Origin of the sequence: Escherichia sp. KTE96 (assembly GCF_000408525.1) — a bacterium.
Taxonomy (GTDB): domain Bacteria; phylum Pseudomonadota; class Gammaproteobacteria; order Enterobacterales; family Enterobacteriaceae; genus Escherichia; species Escherichia marmotae.
Genome location: NZ_KE137147.1, coordinates 66,212 through 83,299 on the forward strand (window position 1 = coordinate 66,212; position 17,088 = coordinate 83,299).

A 17,088-nucleotide genomic window follows, 5' to 3' on the forward strand; every position below is an offset into this window, starting at 1 on the left:
AGAATATGGTGCATCCGGGAGGATTCGAACCTCCGACCGCTCGGTTCGTAGCCGAGTACTCTATCCAGCTGAGCTACGGATGCAAATGGCGGTGAGGCGGGGATTCGAACCCCGGATGCAGCTTTTGACCGCATACTCCCTTAGCAGGGGAGCGCCTTCAGCCTCTCGGCCACCTCACCACACGCCTCTTACGAGTGCTTCGAAGAACTTGTTTATCGCTCATCGTCGCTGCGTGGCGCACATATTACTTTCTGAGACTTATAAGTCAAACAATTTTTCCCACACTTTTATCGTTTGCACACTTCACGCTCAATTAGTCTGTAAAAACGCCAAAAAGAGTGTTTTATCAACAGAAAAACGGGCATCTGAAAGGTAGCGGTAATACAGAAAAAGGGAGACTAAAGATGAATGAACGGGTGTAACGCGAAAAGAAAATGAAGTGAAGGAGAAATTTTGAGGGTGCGTCTCACCGTTAAAGATGAGACGCGGAAAGATTAGTAACTGGACTGCTGGGATTTTTCAGCCTGGATACGCTGGTAGATCTCTTCACGGTGAACAGAAACTTCCTTCGGGGCATTTACGCCAATACGTACCTGGTTGCCCTTTACCCCTAAAACTGTCACGGTGACCTCATCCCCAATCATGAGGGTCTCACCAACTCGACGAGTCAGAATCAGCATTCTTTGCTCCTTGAAAGATTAAAAGAGTCGGGTCTCTCTGTATCCCGGCATTATCCATCATATAACGCCAAAAAGTAAGCAATGACAAACACATTACATGTAAGCAGTCATGGCATTACATTCTGTTAAACCTAAGTTTAGCCGATATACACAACTTCAACCTGACTTTATCGTTGTCGATAGCGTTGATGCGAATGCCGCAGACTCACTCTGCGGCATTGCCTGACGCTTATATTATTGCAATTTCGCGCTGACCCAGCCTTTCACACTGGCTAACGCTGCAGGTAAGGCCGCAGCATCCGTACCACCGGCTTGCGCCATGTCAGGACGTCCACCACCCTTGCCGCCCACCTGCTGAGCGACCATACCAATCAGTTCCCCTGCTTTCACACGATCTGTGACGTCCTTAGATACGCCTGCAATCAGAGAAACCTTACCTTCGGCTACCGTTGCCAGCACGATAATTGTCGACCCCAGCTGATTTTTTAAATCGTCAACCATGGTACGTAACATTTTCGGCTCAACACCGCTAAGCTCGCTAACCAACAGCTTAACACCATTAACATCAATTGCCTTACTGGAAAGATTCGCACTCTCCTGCGCAGCAGCCTGTTCTTTAAGCTGTTGTAACTCTTTTTCCAACTGACGCGTACGTTCCAGCACTGAACGCACTTTATCAACCAGATTGTTGCTATCGCCTTTCAGCAGATGCGCGACTTCGCTTAAGCGATCGCTGTCCGCATGAACAGTGGTGATAGCACCTTCTCCGGTTACCGCTTCGATACGGCGAACGCCTGCAGCAGTACCCGATTCAGAGGTGATGCGGAACAGGCCGATATCACCAGTGCGGCTGGCGTGAGTACCGCCACACAGCTCGGTAGAGAAATCGCCCATGCTCAGCACACGTACGCGTTCATCATACTTCTCACCGAACAACGCCATCGCGCCTTTCGCTTTAGCCGCCTCAAGATCCATGATGTTGGTTTCGATCGGCAGGTTGCGACGAATCTGTGCGTTCACCAGGTCTTCGACCGCTCGAATCTCTTCAGGTTTCATCGCTTCGTTATGCGAGAAGTCGAAACGCAGCACTTTGTCGTTAACCAAAGAACCTTTCTGGGAGACATGAGTACCCAGAACCTGGCGCAATGCAGCGTGCATCAGGTGCGTTGCGGAGTGGTTCAGACGAATACGGGCGCGGCGCGCTTCATCAACATCAGCCTGCACCGCGTCGCCCACTTTCAGAGAACCCGCAGCAAGTTTACCGATGTGACCTATCGCCTGGCCGTATTTTTGAGTGTCTTCCACCGCAAAAGAGAAGCTTGCGCCTTTCAGTTCGCCTTTATCGCCAACCTGGCCGCCTGATTCTGCATAGAATGGCGTTTGATCCAGTACGACAACCGCTTCCTGGCCTGCATTGATTGCATCAACAGCTTTGCCATCAACAAACAGTGCAGTCACTTTGCCGTTCAGTTCCAGATGGTCATAGCCTTTAAATTCAGAAGCGCTATCAACACGGATCATCGCGTTGTAATCAGCGCCAAAACCACTGGCTTCACGTGCGCGACGGCGCTGCTCTTCCATTGCTGCTTCAAAACCGGCTTCATCGACTTTGATGTTGCGCTCACGACAAACGTCAGCCGTCAGGTCAACCGGGAAACCGTAGGTATCGTACAGACGGAAAGCCGTTTCGCCATCCAGCGTATCACCAGAAAGTTTCGCTAACTCTTCGTCCAGCAACGCCAGACCGCGCTCCAAAGTACGCGCAAACTGCTCTTCTTCAGTTTTCAGCACCTGCTCAACCAGCGCCTGCTGGCGTTTCAGGTCTTCACCCGCAGAGCCCATAACGTCGATCAGCGGACCAACCAGTTTGTAGAAGAAGGTTTCTTTCGCGCCCAGCATATTGCCGTGACGTACCGCGCGACGAATGATACGACGCAGTACATAACCACGGTTTTCATTGGATGGCATGACACCATCTGCTATCAGGAATGCGCAGGAACGAATGTGGTCAGCGATAACACGCAGCGATTTGTTGCTCAGATCGGTCGCGCCAGTGACTTTTGCAACCGCCTGAATCAGCGTGCGGAACAGGTCAATGTCATAGTTAGAGTTAACGTGTTGCAGCACCGCAGCAATTCGCTCCAGCCCCATACCGGTATCAACAGACGGCTTCGGAAGCGGTTCCATAGTGCCATCGGCCTGGCGGTTGAACTGCATGAAGACGATGTTCCAGATCTCAATGTAACGGTCGCCGTCTTCTTCTGCGCTTCCCGGAGGGCCACCCCAGATATGGTCGCCGTGATCATAGAAAATTTCGGTGCACGGGCCGCACGGACCAGTGTCGCCCATCTGCCAGAAGTTGTCAGATGCGTATGGCGCACCTTTGTTATCACCGATGCGAATAATACGTTCGCGTGGGATCCCAACTTCTTTTTCCCAGATTTCGTAGGCTTCGTCGTCGCTTTCATAGACGGTAACCCACAGACGCTCTTTCGGCAGGGCAAACCATTTTTCGCTGGTCAGCAATTCCCATGCAAACTGAATAGCATCGTGTTTGAAATAGTCACCGAAGCTGAAGTTGCCCAGCATTTCGAAGAAGGTGTGATGGCGTGCGGTGTAACCGACGTTTTCCAGGTCGTTGTGTTTACCACCCGCACGCACGCAGCGTTGGGAAGTGGTAGCGCGGGAATAATTACGCTTGTCGAGCCCAAGGAACACATCCTTGAACTGGTTCATCCCGGCGTTGGTAAACAACAAAGTTGGGTCGTTATGGGGAACCAGGGAACTGCTGGCAACTACCTGATGCCCCTTACTGTGGAAAAAGTCGAGAAACGCCTGACGGATCTCAGCGGTGCTCTTGCTCATAATTATCCTGAAATCAAGCTAAAGAAATATCGCTACCAGCAGCAACGTGTTGTTAACCGCCGGGCTGGTAACTGAAAAAGTGGGAATAAGATAAGTTTTCTTGACTGGGAAGTAAAATACCGTATGCGTTCAGTCGGCAAAATTTCGCCAAATCTCCTGGATATCTTCCATCAGATAGCCACGATAGAGCAGAAAACGCTGGATCTTAACTTTTTCTGAAAAGATGGTTGGCAAAGGTTCACCATATTTTCGCGTCGCTTGATCACGCGCCAGCGCGCACCAGTCGATATCACATTCACGCATCGCTTTTTCTGTCGCCTCTCGGGAGATCCCTTTCTGGCTCAGTTCCTGACGAATACGTGCCGGTCCATATCCTTTGCGACTGCGACTGGCGATAAAGCGTGCAACAAAGCGGCTGTCATCGAGATAACCGTGTTCATGACACCAGGCGATAACACGCTCATAATCTTCTGCCGTGGCATCAATCTCTTCCGGGCCATTTTTGCCCATAATCGGTGCGGCAAGTTTACGGCGCAGTTCCTGCTCACTGTGATCACGTACCGCCAGAATACGTACCGCGCGATCCAACAGGCGAGTATATATCGGGCGACGGGGCGTTAATTCGGTCATGGCATCCCCTTAAAACTTAAAAAGCAAAAGGGCCGCAGATGCGACCCTTATGTATCAAACAAGACGATTAAAAATCTTCGTTCGTTTCTGCTACACCTTCGCTGTCATCAACAGAGAAATCTGGCGTTGCATTTGGGTTGCTCAGCAGCAACTCACGCACTTTCTTCTCGATCTCTTTCGCAGTTTCCGGGTTGTCTTTCAGCCATGCTGTCGCATTTGCTTTACCCTGGCCGATCTTCTCGCCTTTATAGCTGTACCATGCACCCGCTTTCTCGATCAGCTTCTCTTTCACGCCCAGGTCAACCAGTTCGCCGTAGAAGTTGATGCCTTCGCCGTAGAGGATTTGGAATTCAGCCTGTTTAAACGGCGCAGCGATTTTGTTCTTCACAACTTTCACGCGAGTTTCGCTACCCACCACGTTTTCGCCCTCTTTCACCGCGCCAATACGGCGGATATCGAGACGAACAGAAGCGTAGAATTTCAGCGCATTACCACCGGTAGTGGTTTCAGGGTTACCGAACATCACGCCAATTTTCATACGGATCTGGTTGATGAAAATCAGCAACGTGTTGGATTGCTTCAGGTTACCCGCCAGCTTACGCATTGCCTGGCTCATCATACGTGCCGCAAGGCCCATATGAGAGTCACCAATTTCGCCTTCGATTTCTGCTTTCGGCGTCAGCGCCGCAACGGAGTCAACAACGATAACATCTACCGCGCCAGAACGTGCCAGAGCGTCACAGATTTCCAGAGCCTGCTCACCAGTGTCCGGTTGAGAGCACAGCAGATTATCAATATCGACGCCCAGTTTACGTGCATAGACTGGGTCCAGCGCGTGTTCAGCATCGATAAACGCACAGGTTTTACCTTCACGCTGCGCAGCGGCAATCACCTGTAGCGTCAGCGTGGTTTTACCGGAAGATTCCGGCCCGTAGATTTCGACGATACGGCCCATCGGCAGACCACCTGCCCCAAGCGCGATATCCAGTGAAAGCGAACCGGTAGAGATGGTTTCCACATCCATGGAACGGTCTTCACCCAGGCGCATGATGGAGCCTTTACCAAATTGTTTCTCAATCTGGCCCAGTGCTGCCGCCAACGCTTTCTGTTTGTTTTCGTCGATAGCCATTTTTACTCCTGTCATGCCGGGTAATACCGGATAGTCAATATGTTCTGTTGAAGCAATTATACTGTATGCTCATACAGTATCAAGTGTTTTGTAGAAATTGTTGTCGCAACGTCTGTAATGCATAAGCCGTCGCCTGACGTCGTACTGCATCACGGTCACCGCTGAAGCATTCCCGGCGGGTAATGCCTTCGCCGCTGGCAGAAGCAAACGCAAACCAGACGGTGCCTACAGGCTTCTCTTCACTGCCGCCATCCGGTCCGGCAATGCCGCTGATAGACACGGCATAATCAGCTCGAGCCGCTTTCAGTGCACCAATTGCCATTTCCACCACGACGGGTTCACTCACCGCGCCATGCTGCGCCAGCGTCTCTTCACGTACGCCGATCATCTGCGCTTTAGCCTCGTTACTGTAGGTGACAAATCCGCGTTCAAACCAGGCGGAACTGCCAGCAATATCGGTAATAACTTTCGCGACCCAACCGCCGGTACAAGACTCAGCGGTTGTGACGGTTGCGCCACGGGCTTTCAGTGCCAGCCCGACCTGTTCACTCAATTGCATCAGTTCACTGTCAGTCATCACAACCTCTGTCAGTCAAAAATTTATGCCTGACAAGATAGCACTTTCCCGCAGAAGATGGGGACGAGCGATTCATTTTACGAGTCGCATTCCGAAATAAGACTGTTACGACCAACCGGTAAAGAAAAAAGGCTACCATGCCGCGTTCACATTGATATGTATTCACAGGGAGAGAAAAGCAATGGCAACAAAGAAAACGGATAACACCCCACAAAACGTGCTCAAACAGACCACGCAAATGCGCATGTGGGTCACCATTGGCGGCATCAGCGCCCTGGTTGCAGTGGTATGTAAGATTTTATCTTCTGGCTATCTTGAACCTTTCGACTTCGGTCAGGCTGCATTAGGCGTTGTCTGCCTGGGATATACGATATCGCTGTCGAAAAAAATCAAGCAATTACGTAATTCGAATAAATAGTAATAAAGCAGAGGGAAGTTTAAACTCCCCTCTTGTCAGTTGTTACTGTACGCGCGCCAGCGCCACAGCCTGTCCTAACTGCCAGACTGCCATTGCATAATGGGTGCTGTGGTTGTAACGAGTAATGGTGTAGAAGTTCGGCAGACCATACCAGTACTGGTAACCCGTCCCAACATCCAGACGCAGCAAGCTGGCCTGCTGATGATTCCCCAACGGCTGCTGCGGCGTCAAACCTGCCGCAGCAAGCTGCGAAATGCTGTACTTAGTTTTGAAACCATTTGGTAAACCTGGAGCCTGGCCGTTTGCCATCACCGCCACCAGGTCACCTTTCACCCAGCCGTGCGCTTTGAAATAGTTTGCCACACTACCAATAGCATCAACCGGATCCCACAGGTTGATATGACCATCACCGCTAAAGTCCACGGCGTATTGTTTGTAAGACGATGGCATAAACTGTCCATAGCCCATCGCTCCGGCAAAGGAACCTTTCAGATTGAGCGGATCATCCTGCTCATCGCGCGCCATTAGCAGGAAGGTTTCCAGTTCGCCAGAGAAATATTCCGCGCGGCGTGGATAGTTAAATGACAGCGTTGCCAGCGCATCAAGGATGCGGGTTTTACCCATCACGCGTCCCCAGCGGGTTTCGACGCCAATAATTCCGACGATAATTTCTGGCGGTACACCATATACCTGCCACGCGCGATTCAGCGCATCTTCATATTGATTCCAGAAAACCACGCCGTTCTGCACGTTATCCGGAGTAATAAATTTTTTGCGATAACGCAGCCATGCACCGTTCGGGCCTGATGGCGGCTGCACCGATGTGGTCGGTGCCTGGTTATCCATCAACCGCAGTACCGAATCCAGACGTTTCGCCTGGGAAAGGATTTCTTGCAGTTGCTGACGATCGAAGCCGTGTTTGCTCACCATTTTATCGATGAACTGCTGGGCATTCGGGTTGTTGGCGAAGTCACCGCCCATCTGCATCACATTGTGCTGCGGCTCAAGCAGGAAGCCGCCAGACGGCGTTCCGGTGGTCGTTTCAGTCTCGGTAGGTTTTGGCTTGCTGCTGCAGGCGGCAAGCAACACAAAAAGGGGAAGCAATGTTACATAACGACGCTTGAACATGAGGAGTCCATTTAACAGATTCAACCTGGGGCAAGTATGGTAAAGCATCGCGCCCTGCACAAGGAAGCGGTAGTCGCTCCCCGATACGGACTTTACATAACTCAAATACCCTTCATCGACACACCTTCACCATAACTTTCAAATTAAAACATTTATCTTTCATTTTGCGATCAAAATAACACTTTTAAATCTTTCAATCTGATTAGATTAGGTTGCCGTTTGGTAATAAAACAATAAATTCTGAAGGAGAGAACAATGATAGAAACCATTACTCATGGCGCAGAGTGGTTCATCGGGCTGTTCCAGAAAGGTGGAGAGGTGTTTACCGGGATGGTGACCGGCATTCTTCCGCTGTTGATTAGCCTGCTGGTAATCATGAACGCACTGATTAATTTTATCGGTCAACATCGTATTGAACGATTTGCTCAACGTTGCGCCGGTAATCCTGTTTCCCGTTACCTGCTGCTACCGTGCATTGGTACGTTTGTCTTTTGTAACCCCATGACCTTAAGCCTCGGTCGCTTTATGCCGGAAAAGTACAAACCCAGCTACTATGCGGCGGCTTCTTATAGCTGCCACTCAATGAATGGCCTCTTCCCCCATATCAACCCCGGCGAATTGTTTGTTTATCTTGGAATTGCCAGCGGTCTGACAACGCTGAACCTGCCACTTGGCCCGCTGGCCGTCAGTTATCTGCTGGTAGGCCTGATCACTAACTTCTTCCGCGGTTGGGTGACCGACCTGACCACCGCCATTTTTGAGAAAAAGATGGGCATTCAACTTGAACAGAAAGTTCGCCTGGCAGGAGCAACATCATGACACGTATTCGGATCGAAAAAGGGACGGGTGGTTGGGGCGGCCCGCTGGAGCTGGAAGCCACTACGGGGAAAAAAATCGTCTATATCACCGCCGGTACACGTCCTGCGATTGTCGACAAACTGGCACAGCTTACTGGCTGGCAGGCTATCGACGGATTTAAAGAAGGTGAACCCGCAGAAGCGGAAATCGGCGTCGCGGTAATCGACTGTGGCGGTACACTGCGCTGCGGCATCTATCCCAAGCGGCGTATTCCCACTATCAATATCCACTCAACGGGCAAGTCCGGTCCGCTGGCGCAGTACATCGTGGAAGATATTTATGTCTCCGGTGTAAAAGAAGAAAACATCACTGTAGTGGGTGATGCTGCTCCACAATCCTCTACCGTAGGTCGTGACTACGATACCAGCAAGAAAATCACCGAACAAAGCGATGGCTTACTGGCGAAAGTAGGAATGGGCATGGGGTCTGCGGTTGCCGTGCTGTTCCAGTCTGGCCGCGACACCATCGACACCGTATTAAAAACCATCCTGCCGTTTATGGCGTTCGTCTCGGCGCTTATCGGCATCATTATGGCTTCCGGTCTTGGCGACTGGATAGCCCACGGTCTTGCTCCGCTGGCCAGTCATCCTCTGGGACTGGTGATGCTGGCACTCATCTGCTCCTTTCCGCTGCTTTCGCCTTTCCTCGGCCCTGGCGCGGTTATCGCGCAGGTTATCGGCGTATTGATTGGCGTGCAGATTGGTCTCGGCAATATTCCGCCGCATCTGGCTTTACCGGCGCTGTTTGCCATCAACGCGCAGGCGGCCTGCGATTTTATCCCGGTCGGTTTGTCTCTGGCGGAAGCCCGTCAGGACACGGTTCGCGTCGGTGTCCCTTCTGTACTGGTGAGCCGCTTTCTGACCGGCGCGCCTACCGTACTTATCGCCTGGTTTGTCTCCGGTTTTATCTATCAATAGAGGTTAAAACATGACCGTTATTTATCAGACCACCATCACCCGTATCGGCGCGAGTGCGACTGACGCTCTCAGCGATCAGATGCTCATCACCTTTCGTGAAGGCGCGCCTGCGGATCTCGAAGAGTATTGCTTCATTCATTGCCACGGCGAATTGAAAGGTGAACTCCATCCCGGTTTGCAATTTTCTCTCGGACAGCATCGCTATCCGGTAACCGCCGTTGGCAGCGTGGCGGAAGACAACCTTCGCGAACTGGGTCATGTCACCCTGCGCTTCGATGGTTTAAGCGAAGCGGAATTTCCGGGCACTGTCCATGTGGCAGGCCCCGTACCCGACGATATCGCGCCGGGATCAGTTTTGAAGTTTGAATCTGTTAAGGAGTAAAAAATGAATCAGGTTGCTGTTGTCATCGGTGGTGGGCAAACCTTAGGCGCGTTCCTGTGCCACGGTCTGGCTGCCGAGGGGTATCGCGTGGCGGTTGTCGATATTCAGAGCGACAAAGCTGCAAATGTGGCGCAAGAAATTAATGCAGAATATGGCGAAGGCATGGCATATGGTTTTGGTGCTGATGCCACCAGCGAGCAGAGCGTACTGGCACTCTCTCGTGGGGTAGATGAGATCTTTGGTCGTGTGGATTTACTGGTCTACAGCGCCGGAATTGCTAAAGCAGCGTTTATCAGCGATTTCCAACTGGGGGATTTTGACCGCTCGCTACAGGTAAATCTGGTGGGCTACTTCCTTTGTGCGCGTGAATTTTCGCGCCTGATGATCCGCGACGGCATTCAGGGACGGATTATTCAGATCAACTCGAAATCAGGCAAAGTGGGCAGCAAACACAACTCTGGTTACAGCGCCGCGAAATTTGGCGGAGTCGGTCTTACCCAGTCACTGGCGTTGGATCTTGCGGAGTACGGCATTACGGTGCATTCACTGATGCTCGGTAACTTGCTGAAATCACCTATGTTCCAGTCACTATTGCCGCAATACGCCACTAAGCTGGGCATAAAACCGGATCAAGTCGAGCAATATTACATCGATAAAGTGCCACTTAAGCGCGGCTGCGATTATCAGGACGTGCTGAATATGTTGTTGTTCTACGCCAGTCCCAAAGCGTCGTACTGCACCGGGCAGTCGATTAATGTCACTGGCGGTCAGGTCATGTTCTGATCAACAGCGGAGATCCTTTAAGGATCTCCGCGAGACTGCCTGATGCGCTACGCTTATCAGGCCTACGACACCCATACAACACATTGAATTGACAAAACTTTTAAGACCTAATAAGGCGTTCACGCCGCATCCGGCATGAATAAAGCACACACTGTAAACATTCTCAGCGGAAATCCTCCGCCACCACATATAAGGAGAAGTTATGGTATCCGCTCTCATCACCGTCGCCGTTATCGCCTGGTGTACACAACTGGCCTTAGGCGGCTGGCAAATTTCTCGTTTTAACCGTGCCTTCGATGCACTTTGCCAGCAAGGCCGCGTTGGCGTGGGCCGTTCCAGCGGGCGCTTTAAACCGCGGGTCGTAGTCGCCATCGCCCTGGACGATCAGCAGCGCATCGTCGACACCTTGTTTATGAAAGGACTGACCGTTTTCGCCCGACCGCAAAAAATTCCCGCCATTACGGGTATGCATTCTGCTGATTTACGGCCCGATGTGATCTTTCCCCATGATCCATTATCGCAGAATGCTCTATCATTGGCGCTTAAACTGAAACGTAGATAATTTCGTTGTGAATGCTACTTGCTTGCGAAGTTATCATTTTGAAACCTAAATCAGGTAATCACGCCTATGAAACCTCGTCAGCGTCAGGCCGCCATTCTGGAGTATCTGCAAAAGCAGGGGAAATGCTCGGTTGAAGAATTGGCGCAATACTTTGACACCACAGGCACAACCATTCGCAAAGATCTGGTCATTCTGGAACATGCCGGAACCGTCATTCGTACCTATGGCGGCGTGGTGTTAAATAAAGAGGAATCCGATCCGCCAATCGATCATAAAACGCTCATCAACACCCACAAAAAAGAGTTGATAGCGGAAGCCGCCGTCAGTTTTATCCACGATGGCGACTCAATCATTCTCGATGCTGGCAGTACCGTATTGCAGATGGTGCCAATGCTCTCGCGCTTTAATAACATCACAGTGATGACCAACAGTCTGCATATTGTCAATGCGCTATCCGAACTGGATAACGAGCAAACCATCCTGATGCCTGGCGGAACATTTCGCAAAAAATCGGCCTCATTTCACGGGCAACTTGCCGAGAATGCCTTCGAACATTTCAGCTTCGATAAATTGTTTATGGGCACCGACGGCATCGATCTGAATGCAGGCGTAACGACTTTCAACGAGGTCTACACCGTCAGTAAAGCGATGTGTAATGCTGCGCGCGAAGTTATTTTGATGGCTGACTCATCGAAGTTTGGTCGTAAAAGCCCCAATGTAGTTTGCAGTCTTGAAAGCGTCGATAAACTCATTACCGACGCAGGCATTTCTCCAGCGTTTCGTCAGGCGCTGGAAGAGAAAGGGATCGACGTGATCATCACCGGAGAAAGCAATGAGTGAAGCACTACTGAACGCGGGATGTCAGACGTTAATGCTGGAGTTGCAGGAAGCAAGCCGTTTACCTGAACGTCTGGGCGATGATTTTGTTCGCGCCGCCAATATCATCCTGCACTGCGAAGGCAAAGTGGTGGTTTCGGGAATTGGCAAATCGGGCCACATTGGTAAGAAAATCGCCGCAACGCTTGCCAGCACTGGCACGCCTGCTTTTTTTGTCCATCCGGCAGAGGCACTGCACGGCGATCTGGGGATGATTGAAAGCCGCGATGTAATGCTGTTTATCTCGTACTCCGGTGGCGCAAAGGAACTGGATCTGATTATTCCGCGTCTGGAAGACAAATCTATTGCTCTGCTGGCAATGACCGGTAAACCGACGTCACCGCTGGGTCTGGCGGCGAAAGCGGTGCTGGATATTTCCGTAGAACGCGAAGCCTGCCCGATGCACCTTGCGCCGACTTCCAGCACCGTCAATACCCTGATGATGGGCGATGCGCTGGCGATGGCGGTCATGCAGGCGCGTGGGTTTAATGAAGAAGATTTTGCCCGCTCCCATCCAGCCGGCGCGCTGGGCGCTCGCTTGCTGAACAAAGTGCATCATCTGATGCGCCGTGATGATGCTGTCCCGCAGGTGGCGTTAACCGCCAGCGTGATGGACGCGATGCTGGAACTCAGCCGCACCGGGTTAGGGCTGGTGGCAGTGTGTGATGATCAACGACTGGTGAAAGGCGTCTTTACCGACGGCGATTTACGTCGCTGGCTGGTTGGCGGTGGTGCACTCACCACGCCCGTTAATGAAGCGATGACGGCTGGTGGCACCACATTACAGGCACAAAGCCGCGCCATTGACGCCAAAGAGATCCTGATGAAGCGCAAAATCACCGCCGCACCGGTGGTAGATGAAAACGGTAAACTCGCCGGCGCGATTAACCTGCAGGATTTCTATCAGGCCGGGATTATTTAATCCTTCAATCCCAGACGTTTCGCCAGCCGATGCAGGTTGGCGACGTCGATTTCCAGCATCCGCGCACAGGCGGCCCAATTGTGATTATTTTGTGCCAGCGCCTGGCGAATGGTTTCGCGCTGGAACTCTTCTGTCGCTTCACGCAGGTTTTGTTTAACGACGGGCACTGTCGTCACTTCTGGCGACGGCAACGTCACCTCAGGAAAAGCAAAATGTTGCGCCTCAAGAATCACTTCATCACCGCTGCGGGTCGCTCTCGCCAGCACTACCGCCCGATGAATAGCATGTTCCAGTTCGCGCACGTTTCCCGGAAAACGGTAGTGTTGCAATAAATTCCGCGCACTGGCGCTCAACACCACGCGAGAAAGTCCCAGTCGCAGACGGCACTGCTCGCAGAAATAACCCGCCAGCAAAATAACGTCATCGCCCCGCTCACGTAGCGGCGGCACGGAAAGCGGAAACACACTCAGGCGATGGAATAAATCGGCGCGAAATCGCCCTGCCAGTACTTCTTCGTGCAAGTCGCGGTTAGTCGCTGCCAGTACGCGCACATCCACCCGCAAACTGCGGTCATCGCCAACGCGCTGAATATCGCCATACTGCAACACCCGCAGTAGCTTGGCCTGCAATGCCAACGACAACTCACCGATCTCATCCAGAAACAGCGTACCGTTATCCGCCATTTCAAACTTACCACTGCGGTTACTGATAGCGCCGGTAAACGCCCCTTTCACATGCCCGAACAGCTCACTTTCCGCCACGCTTTCCGGCAGTGCGGCGCAGTTGAGATAAACCAGCGGATTCACCGCCCGCGGCGAGGCTTCATGAATCGCTTTCGCCACCAGCTCCTTACCTGTTCCCGTCTCACCGCTAATTAAGACGTTGAGATCGGACGCTGCCACAATCTCAATCTCTTTTTTCAGTTGCGTCATACCTGGCGACAGGCCAATCATCTGCATCTCTTTCACCGCTTCAAACGGCACGGCATGACCCGGCAACATATTCTGGCTTTCCAGTTGTTCAATCAGCAACGCATTGCTTAACGCCCCCGCCGCCAGCGCGGCAATCAGCCGTAACTCTTCATCGCTGAAAACATCGAACTGATCGGGCTGCATCCCGTCGAGCGTCAATGCGCCAATCAGGTTTTGCCCGGCAAACAATGGCAGACCAACACAGGCATGAACCTTCAGACTCTCCTGCCCGGGAATCAAACCGTCATAAGGATCGGGTAATTCGCTGTCTGCAGGAAAACGCACCACGTCCCCGGCACGGGCAATCGCTTCCAGCCGCGGATGCCCTTCCAGCGCAAAGCGTCTGCCGAGCACATCTTTTGCCAGCCCGTCGATGGCGAGCGGAATAAATTGCCGCGAGTCGTAGCGCAGCAACGCTGACGCATCACACTCCAGCACCTGACGCAGCGTGGTAATCAGGCGTTGAAAACGATCCTGATGGCCAATCCCGCGCTGCAATTCGATGGCGATATTCGCCAGCACATCAACGGAAAAACTCATCTTTGCCTCACTGTCAATTTGACTATAGATATTGTCATATCGACCATCTGATTAATAGTCATTTTGACTACTCATTAATGAGCATAAATTAATTTATAGAGTAAAAACAATTAGATAAAAAACTGGCACGCAATCTGCAATTAACAAGACATCTTTTTAGAACACGCTGAATAAATTGAGGTTGCTATGTCTATTGTGGTGAAAAATAACATTCATTGGGTTGGTCAACGTGACTGGGAAGTGCGTGATTTTCACGGCACAGAATATAAGACGCTGCGCGGCAGCAGCTACAACAGCTACCTCATTCGCGAAGAAAAAAACGTGCTAATCGACACTGTCGACCATAAATTCAGCCGCGAATTTGTGCAGAACCTGCGTAATGAAATCGATCTGGCAGATATCGATTACATCGTAATTAACCATGCAGAAGAAGACCACGCCGGGGCGCTGACCGAACTGATGGCGCAAATTCCGGATACGCCAATCTACTGTACTGCCAACGCCATCGACTCAATTAATGGTCATCACCATCATCCGGAGTGGAATTTCAACGTGGTGAAAACCGGCGACACGCTGGATATCGGTAACGGCAAACAGCTCATTTTTGTCGAAACACCAATGCTCCACTGGCCGGACAGCATGATGACTTACCTGACGGGCGATGCAGTGCTGTTCAGTAACGATGCCTTTGGTCAGCACTACTGCGACGAGCATCTGTTCAACGATGAAGTGGATCAGACCGAGCTTTTCGAACAGTGCCAGCGTTACTACGCCAATATCCTGACGCCGTTCAGCCGCCTGGTAACCCCCAAAATCACCGAGATTCTGGGCTTTAACTTGCCGGTCGATATGATTGCCACCTCTCACGGTGTGGTGTGGCGCGATAACCCGACGCAGATTGTCGAGCTGTACCTGAAATGGGCGGCGGATTATCAGGAAGACAGGATCACTATTTTCTACGACACCATGTCGAATAACACCCGCATGATGGCTGACGCTATCGCCCAGGGGATTGCAGAAACCGACCCGCGCGTAGCGGTGAAAATTTTCAACGTCGCCCGGAGCGATAAAAACGAAATCCTGACCAATGTCTTCCGCTCAAAAGGCGTACTGGTTGGGACTTCGACGATGAATAACGTAATGATGCCGAAAATCGCCGGGCTGGTGGAGGAGATGACCGGATTGCGCTTCCGTAACAAACGCGCCAGCGCTTTCGGCTCCCACGGCTGGAGCGGCGGTGCGGTTGATCGTCTTTCTACGCGCTTGCAGGATGCAGGCTTCGAAATGTCACTTAGTCTGAAAGCCAAATGGCGACCGGATCAGGACGCGCTGGAGTTATGTCGTGAACACGGTCGTGAAATCGCCCGTCAGTGGGCGCTCGCGCCGCTGCCGCAGAGCACAGTGAATACGGTGGTTAAAGAAGAAACCAGTGCCACCACAACAACCGACCTCGGCCCACGGATGCAGTGCAGCGTCTGCCAGTGGATTTACGATCCAGCAAAAGGCGAGCCAATGCAGGACGTCGCGCCGGGAACGCCGTGGAGTGAAGTTCCGGATAACTTCCTGTGCCCGGAATGTTCCCTCGGCAAAGACGTCTTTGATGAACTGGCATCGGAGGCAAAATGAGCAACGGTATTGTGATCATTGGTTCGGGCTTCGCCGCCCGCCAACTGGTGAAAAATATTCGCAAACAGGACGCCAGTATTCCATTAACCCTGATTGCTGCCGATAGCATGGATGAGTACAACAAACCTGATCTCAGCCATGTTATCAGTCAGGGACAACGTGCCGACGACCTTACCCGCCAGACGGCGGGAGAATTTGCCGAACAGTTTAATCTGCGCCTGTTTCCACAAACCTGGGTGACGGATATTGATGCCGAAGCCCATGTGGTGAAAAGCCAGAATAATCAGTGGCAGTACGACAAGTTAGTGCTGGCAACCGGTGCCAGCGCCTTCGTCCCGCCGGTGCCTGGGCGTGAGTTAATGCTTACTTTAAATAGTCAGCAAGAGTATCGCGCCTGTGAAACGCAACTACGGGAAGCGCAGCGCGTGTTGATTGTCGGTGGCGGCCTGATTGGTAGCGAACTGGCGATGGATTTTTGTCGGGCAGGCAAAGCAGTCACGCTGATCGACAACGCCGCCAGTATTCTGGCATCGTTAATGCCACCGGAAGTAAGCAGTCGCTTACAACATCGGTTGACGGAGATGGGCGTCCATCTGCTGTTGAAATCTCAGTTACTGGCGCTGGAAAAAACGGATTCTGGCATCCGTGCAACCCTGGACCGCCAGCGCAGCATCGAAGTGGATGCGGTGATTGCCGCCACCGGGCTGCGTCCGGAAACCGCCCTGGCACGACGCGCCGGGCTGACGATTAATCGCGGCGTTTGCGTCGATAGTTATCTGCAAACCAGCAATGCCGATATTTACGCGCTGGGCGATTGCGCGGAAATTAACGGTCAGGTATTGCCGTTTCTGCAGCCGATTCAACTTAGCGCAATGATGCTGGCAAAAAATCTGCTCGGCGCTAATACGCCTCTGAAACTACCGGCGATGCTGGTAAAAATCAAAACGCCGGAGTTACCACTGCATCTGGCAGGGGAAACCCAGCGTCGGGATTTACGCTGGCAGATTTGTGCCGAAAACCAGGGAATGGTGGCACGCGGTCTGGACGATACCGATCAGTTACGTGCCTTTGTGGTCAGTGAAGATCGGATGAAAGAGGCGTTTGGATTGTTGAAAACGTTACCGGTGTAGGCGCATCTGGCTACTGTGCCCAAAATGCCAGCGTCGCATCAGGCAACACGGTTGTCGGATGCGGCGCGAGCGCCTTATCCGACCTACGGAGAGC

General features: G+C 52.0%; 17 protein-coding genes and 2 tRNA genes. 10 read left to right on the forward strand and 9 right to left on the reverse strand.

What is annotated here, in order from left to right; all coding sequences use genetic code 11:
* Window positions 1–6: 6 nt before the first annotated feature.
* The 7 genes from A1WG_RS17825 to pncC all read right to left on the reverse strand — a co-directional run bounded on the left by A1WG_RS17825 (window position 7) and on the right by pncC (window position 5,881).
* A tRNA-Arg gene (locus A1WG_RS17825) sits at window positions 7–83 on the reverse strand.
* Between the two features lie 3 nt (window positions 84–86).
* A tRNA-Ser gene (locus A1WG_RS17820) sits at window positions 87–179 on the reverse strand.
* Between the two features lie 315 nt (window positions 180–494).
* Window positions 495–680: a carbon storage regulator CsrA gene (csrA, locus tag A1WG_RS17815; protein WP_000906486.1), complete on the reverse strand. Its 186-nt coding sequence runs from the start codon at window positions 678–680 to the stop codon at window positions 495–497.
* 234 nt (window positions 681–914) lie between these two features.
* Window positions 915–3,545: an alanine--tRNA ligase gene (gene alaS / locus A1WG_RS17810; protein WP_001516933.1), complete on the reverse strand. Its 2,631-nt coding sequence runs from the start codon at window positions 3,543–3,545 to the stop codon at window positions 915–917.
* 129 nt (window positions 3,546–3,674) lie between these two features.
* The gene (gene recX / locus A1WG_RS17805; protein WP_000137971.1) at window positions 3,675–4,175 is read right to left on the reverse strand and encodes a recombination regulator RecX; all 501 of its coding nucleotides are present in this window, start codon (window positions 4,173–4,175) and stop codon (window positions 3,675–3,677) included.
* Window positions 4,176–4,242: 67 nt separating this feature from the next.
* On the reverse strand, window positions 4,243–5,304 hold the full coding sequence (recA, locus tag A1WG_RS17800; protein WP_001516934.1) for a recombinase RecA: 1,062 nt from the start codon (window positions 5,302–5,304) through the stop codon (window positions 4,243–4,245).
* Between the two features lie 79 nt (window positions 5,305–5,383).
* Window positions 5,384–5,881 carry a nicotinamide-nucleotide amidase gene (gene pncC, locus A1WG_RS17795; RefSeq protein ID WP_000132228.1) on the reverse strand — a complete coding sequence of 166 codons (498 nt, stop codon included), beginning with the start codon at window positions 5,879–5,881 and terminating at the stop codon, window positions 5,384–5,386.
* A 181-nt stretch (window positions 5,882–6,062) separates the two neighbouring features.
* Between pncC and A1WG_RS17790 the strand changes: the two genes are divergently transcribed.
* Window positions 6,063–6,299 (forward strand): hypothetical protein, encoded by a 237-nt coding sequence (locus tag A1WG_RS17790; RefSeq protein WP_001516935.1) that lies wholly within the window; start codon window positions 6,063–6,065, stop codon window positions 6,297–6,299.
* 42 nt (window positions 6,300–6,341) lie between these two features.
* Here the strand turns inward: A1WG_RS17790 and mltB are convergent, their stop codons facing one another.
* Window positions 6,342–7,427, reverse strand: a complete 1,086-nt coding sequence (gene mltB / locus A1WG_RS17785) for a lytic murein transglycosylase B (protein ID WP_001516936.1) — start codon at window positions 7,425–7,427, stop codon at window positions 6,342–6,344.
* Window positions 7,428–7,682: 255 nt separating this feature from the next.
* Between mltB and srlA the strand changes: the two genes are divergently transcribed.
* From srlA to gutQ, 7 genes are all read left to right on the forward strand, one after another.
* Window positions 7,683–8,246 carry a PTS glucitol/sorbitol transporter subunit IIC gene (gene srlA / locus A1WG_RS17780; protein ID WP_000573320.1) on the forward strand — a complete coding sequence of 188 codons (564 nt, stop codon included), beginning with the start codon at window positions 7,683–7,685 and terminating at the stop codon, window positions 8,244–8,246.
* On the forward strand, window positions 8,243–9,202 hold the full coding sequence (srlE, locus tag A1WG_RS17775; protein ID WP_001516937.1) for a PTS glucitol/sorbitol transporter subunit IIB: 960 nt from the start codon (window positions 8,243–8,245) through the stop codon (window positions 9,200–9,202). Before srlA ends, srlE begins: the two co-directional genes overlap by 4 nt.
* A gap of 10 nt (window positions 9,203–9,212) precedes the next feature.
* Window positions 9,213–9,584 (forward strand): PTS glucitol/sorbitol transporter subunit IIA, encoded by a 372-nt coding sequence (gene srlB, locus A1WG_RS17770; RefSeq protein ID WP_016242534.1) that lies wholly within the window; start codon window positions 9,213–9,215, stop codon window positions 9,582–9,584.
* 3 nt (window positions 9,585–9,587) lie between these two features.
* The gene (srlD, locus tag A1WG_RS17765; RefSeq protein WP_001077342.1) at window positions 9,588–10,367 is read left to right on the forward strand and encodes a sorbitol-6-phosphate dehydrogenase; all 780 of its coding nucleotides are present in this window, start codon (window positions 9,588–9,590) and stop codon (window positions 10,365–10,367) included.
* A 202-nt stretch (window positions 10,368–10,569) separates the two neighbouring features.
* A complete protein-coding gene (gene gutM, locus A1WG_RS17760) occupies window positions 10,570–10,929 on the forward strand; it encodes a transcriptional regulator GutM (protein ID WP_000252920.1) in 360 nt (119 codons plus the stop codon).
* Window positions 10,930–10,995: 66 nt separating this feature from the next.
* Window positions 10,996–11,769 (forward strand): glucitol operon DNA-binding transcriptional repressor SrlR, encoded by a 774-nt coding sequence (gene srlR, locus A1WG_RS17755; RefSeq protein WP_000804554.1) that lies wholly within the window; start codon window positions 10,996–10,998, stop codon window positions 11,767–11,769.
* Window positions 11,762–12,727 (forward strand): arabinose-5-phosphate isomerase GutQ, encoded by a 966-nt coding sequence (gene gutQ / locus A1WG_RS17750; protein ID WP_001516939.1) that lies wholly within the window; start codon window positions 11,762–11,764, stop codon window positions 12,725–12,727. The genes srlR and gutQ overlap by 8 nt, the downstream gene beginning before the upstream one ends.
* Here the strand turns inward: gutQ and norR are convergent.
* Window positions 12,724–14,238 (reverse strand): nitric oxide reductase transcriptional regulator NorR, encoded by a 1,515-nt coding sequence (norR, locus tag A1WG_RS17745; protein ID WP_000010765.1) that lies wholly within the window; start codon window positions 14,236–14,238, stop codon window positions 12,724–12,726. The two genes, gutQ and norR, sit on opposite strands and share 4 nt — an antisense overlap.
* Before the next feature lie 186 nt (window positions 14,239–14,424).
* On the opposite strand from norR, the gene norV reads away from it, so the two are divergent.
* Together norV and norW are read left to right on the forward strand one after the other, a co-directional pair.
* The gene (gene norV / locus A1WG_RS17740; protein ID WP_000029627.1) at window positions 14,425–15,864 is read left to right on the forward strand and encodes an anaerobic nitric oxide reductase flavorubredoxin; all 1,440 of its coding nucleotides are present in this window, start codon (window positions 14,425–14,427) and stop codon (window positions 15,862–15,864) included.
* Window positions 15,861–16,994 (forward strand): NADH:flavorubredoxin reductase NorW, encoded by a 1,134-nt coding sequence (gene norW / locus A1WG_RS17735; RefSeq protein ID WP_001516940.1) that lies wholly within the window; start codon window positions 15,861–15,863, stop codon window positions 16,992–16,994. Before norV ends, norW begins: the two co-directional genes overlap by 4 nt.
* Window positions 16,995–17,088 lie beyond the last annotated feature (94 nt).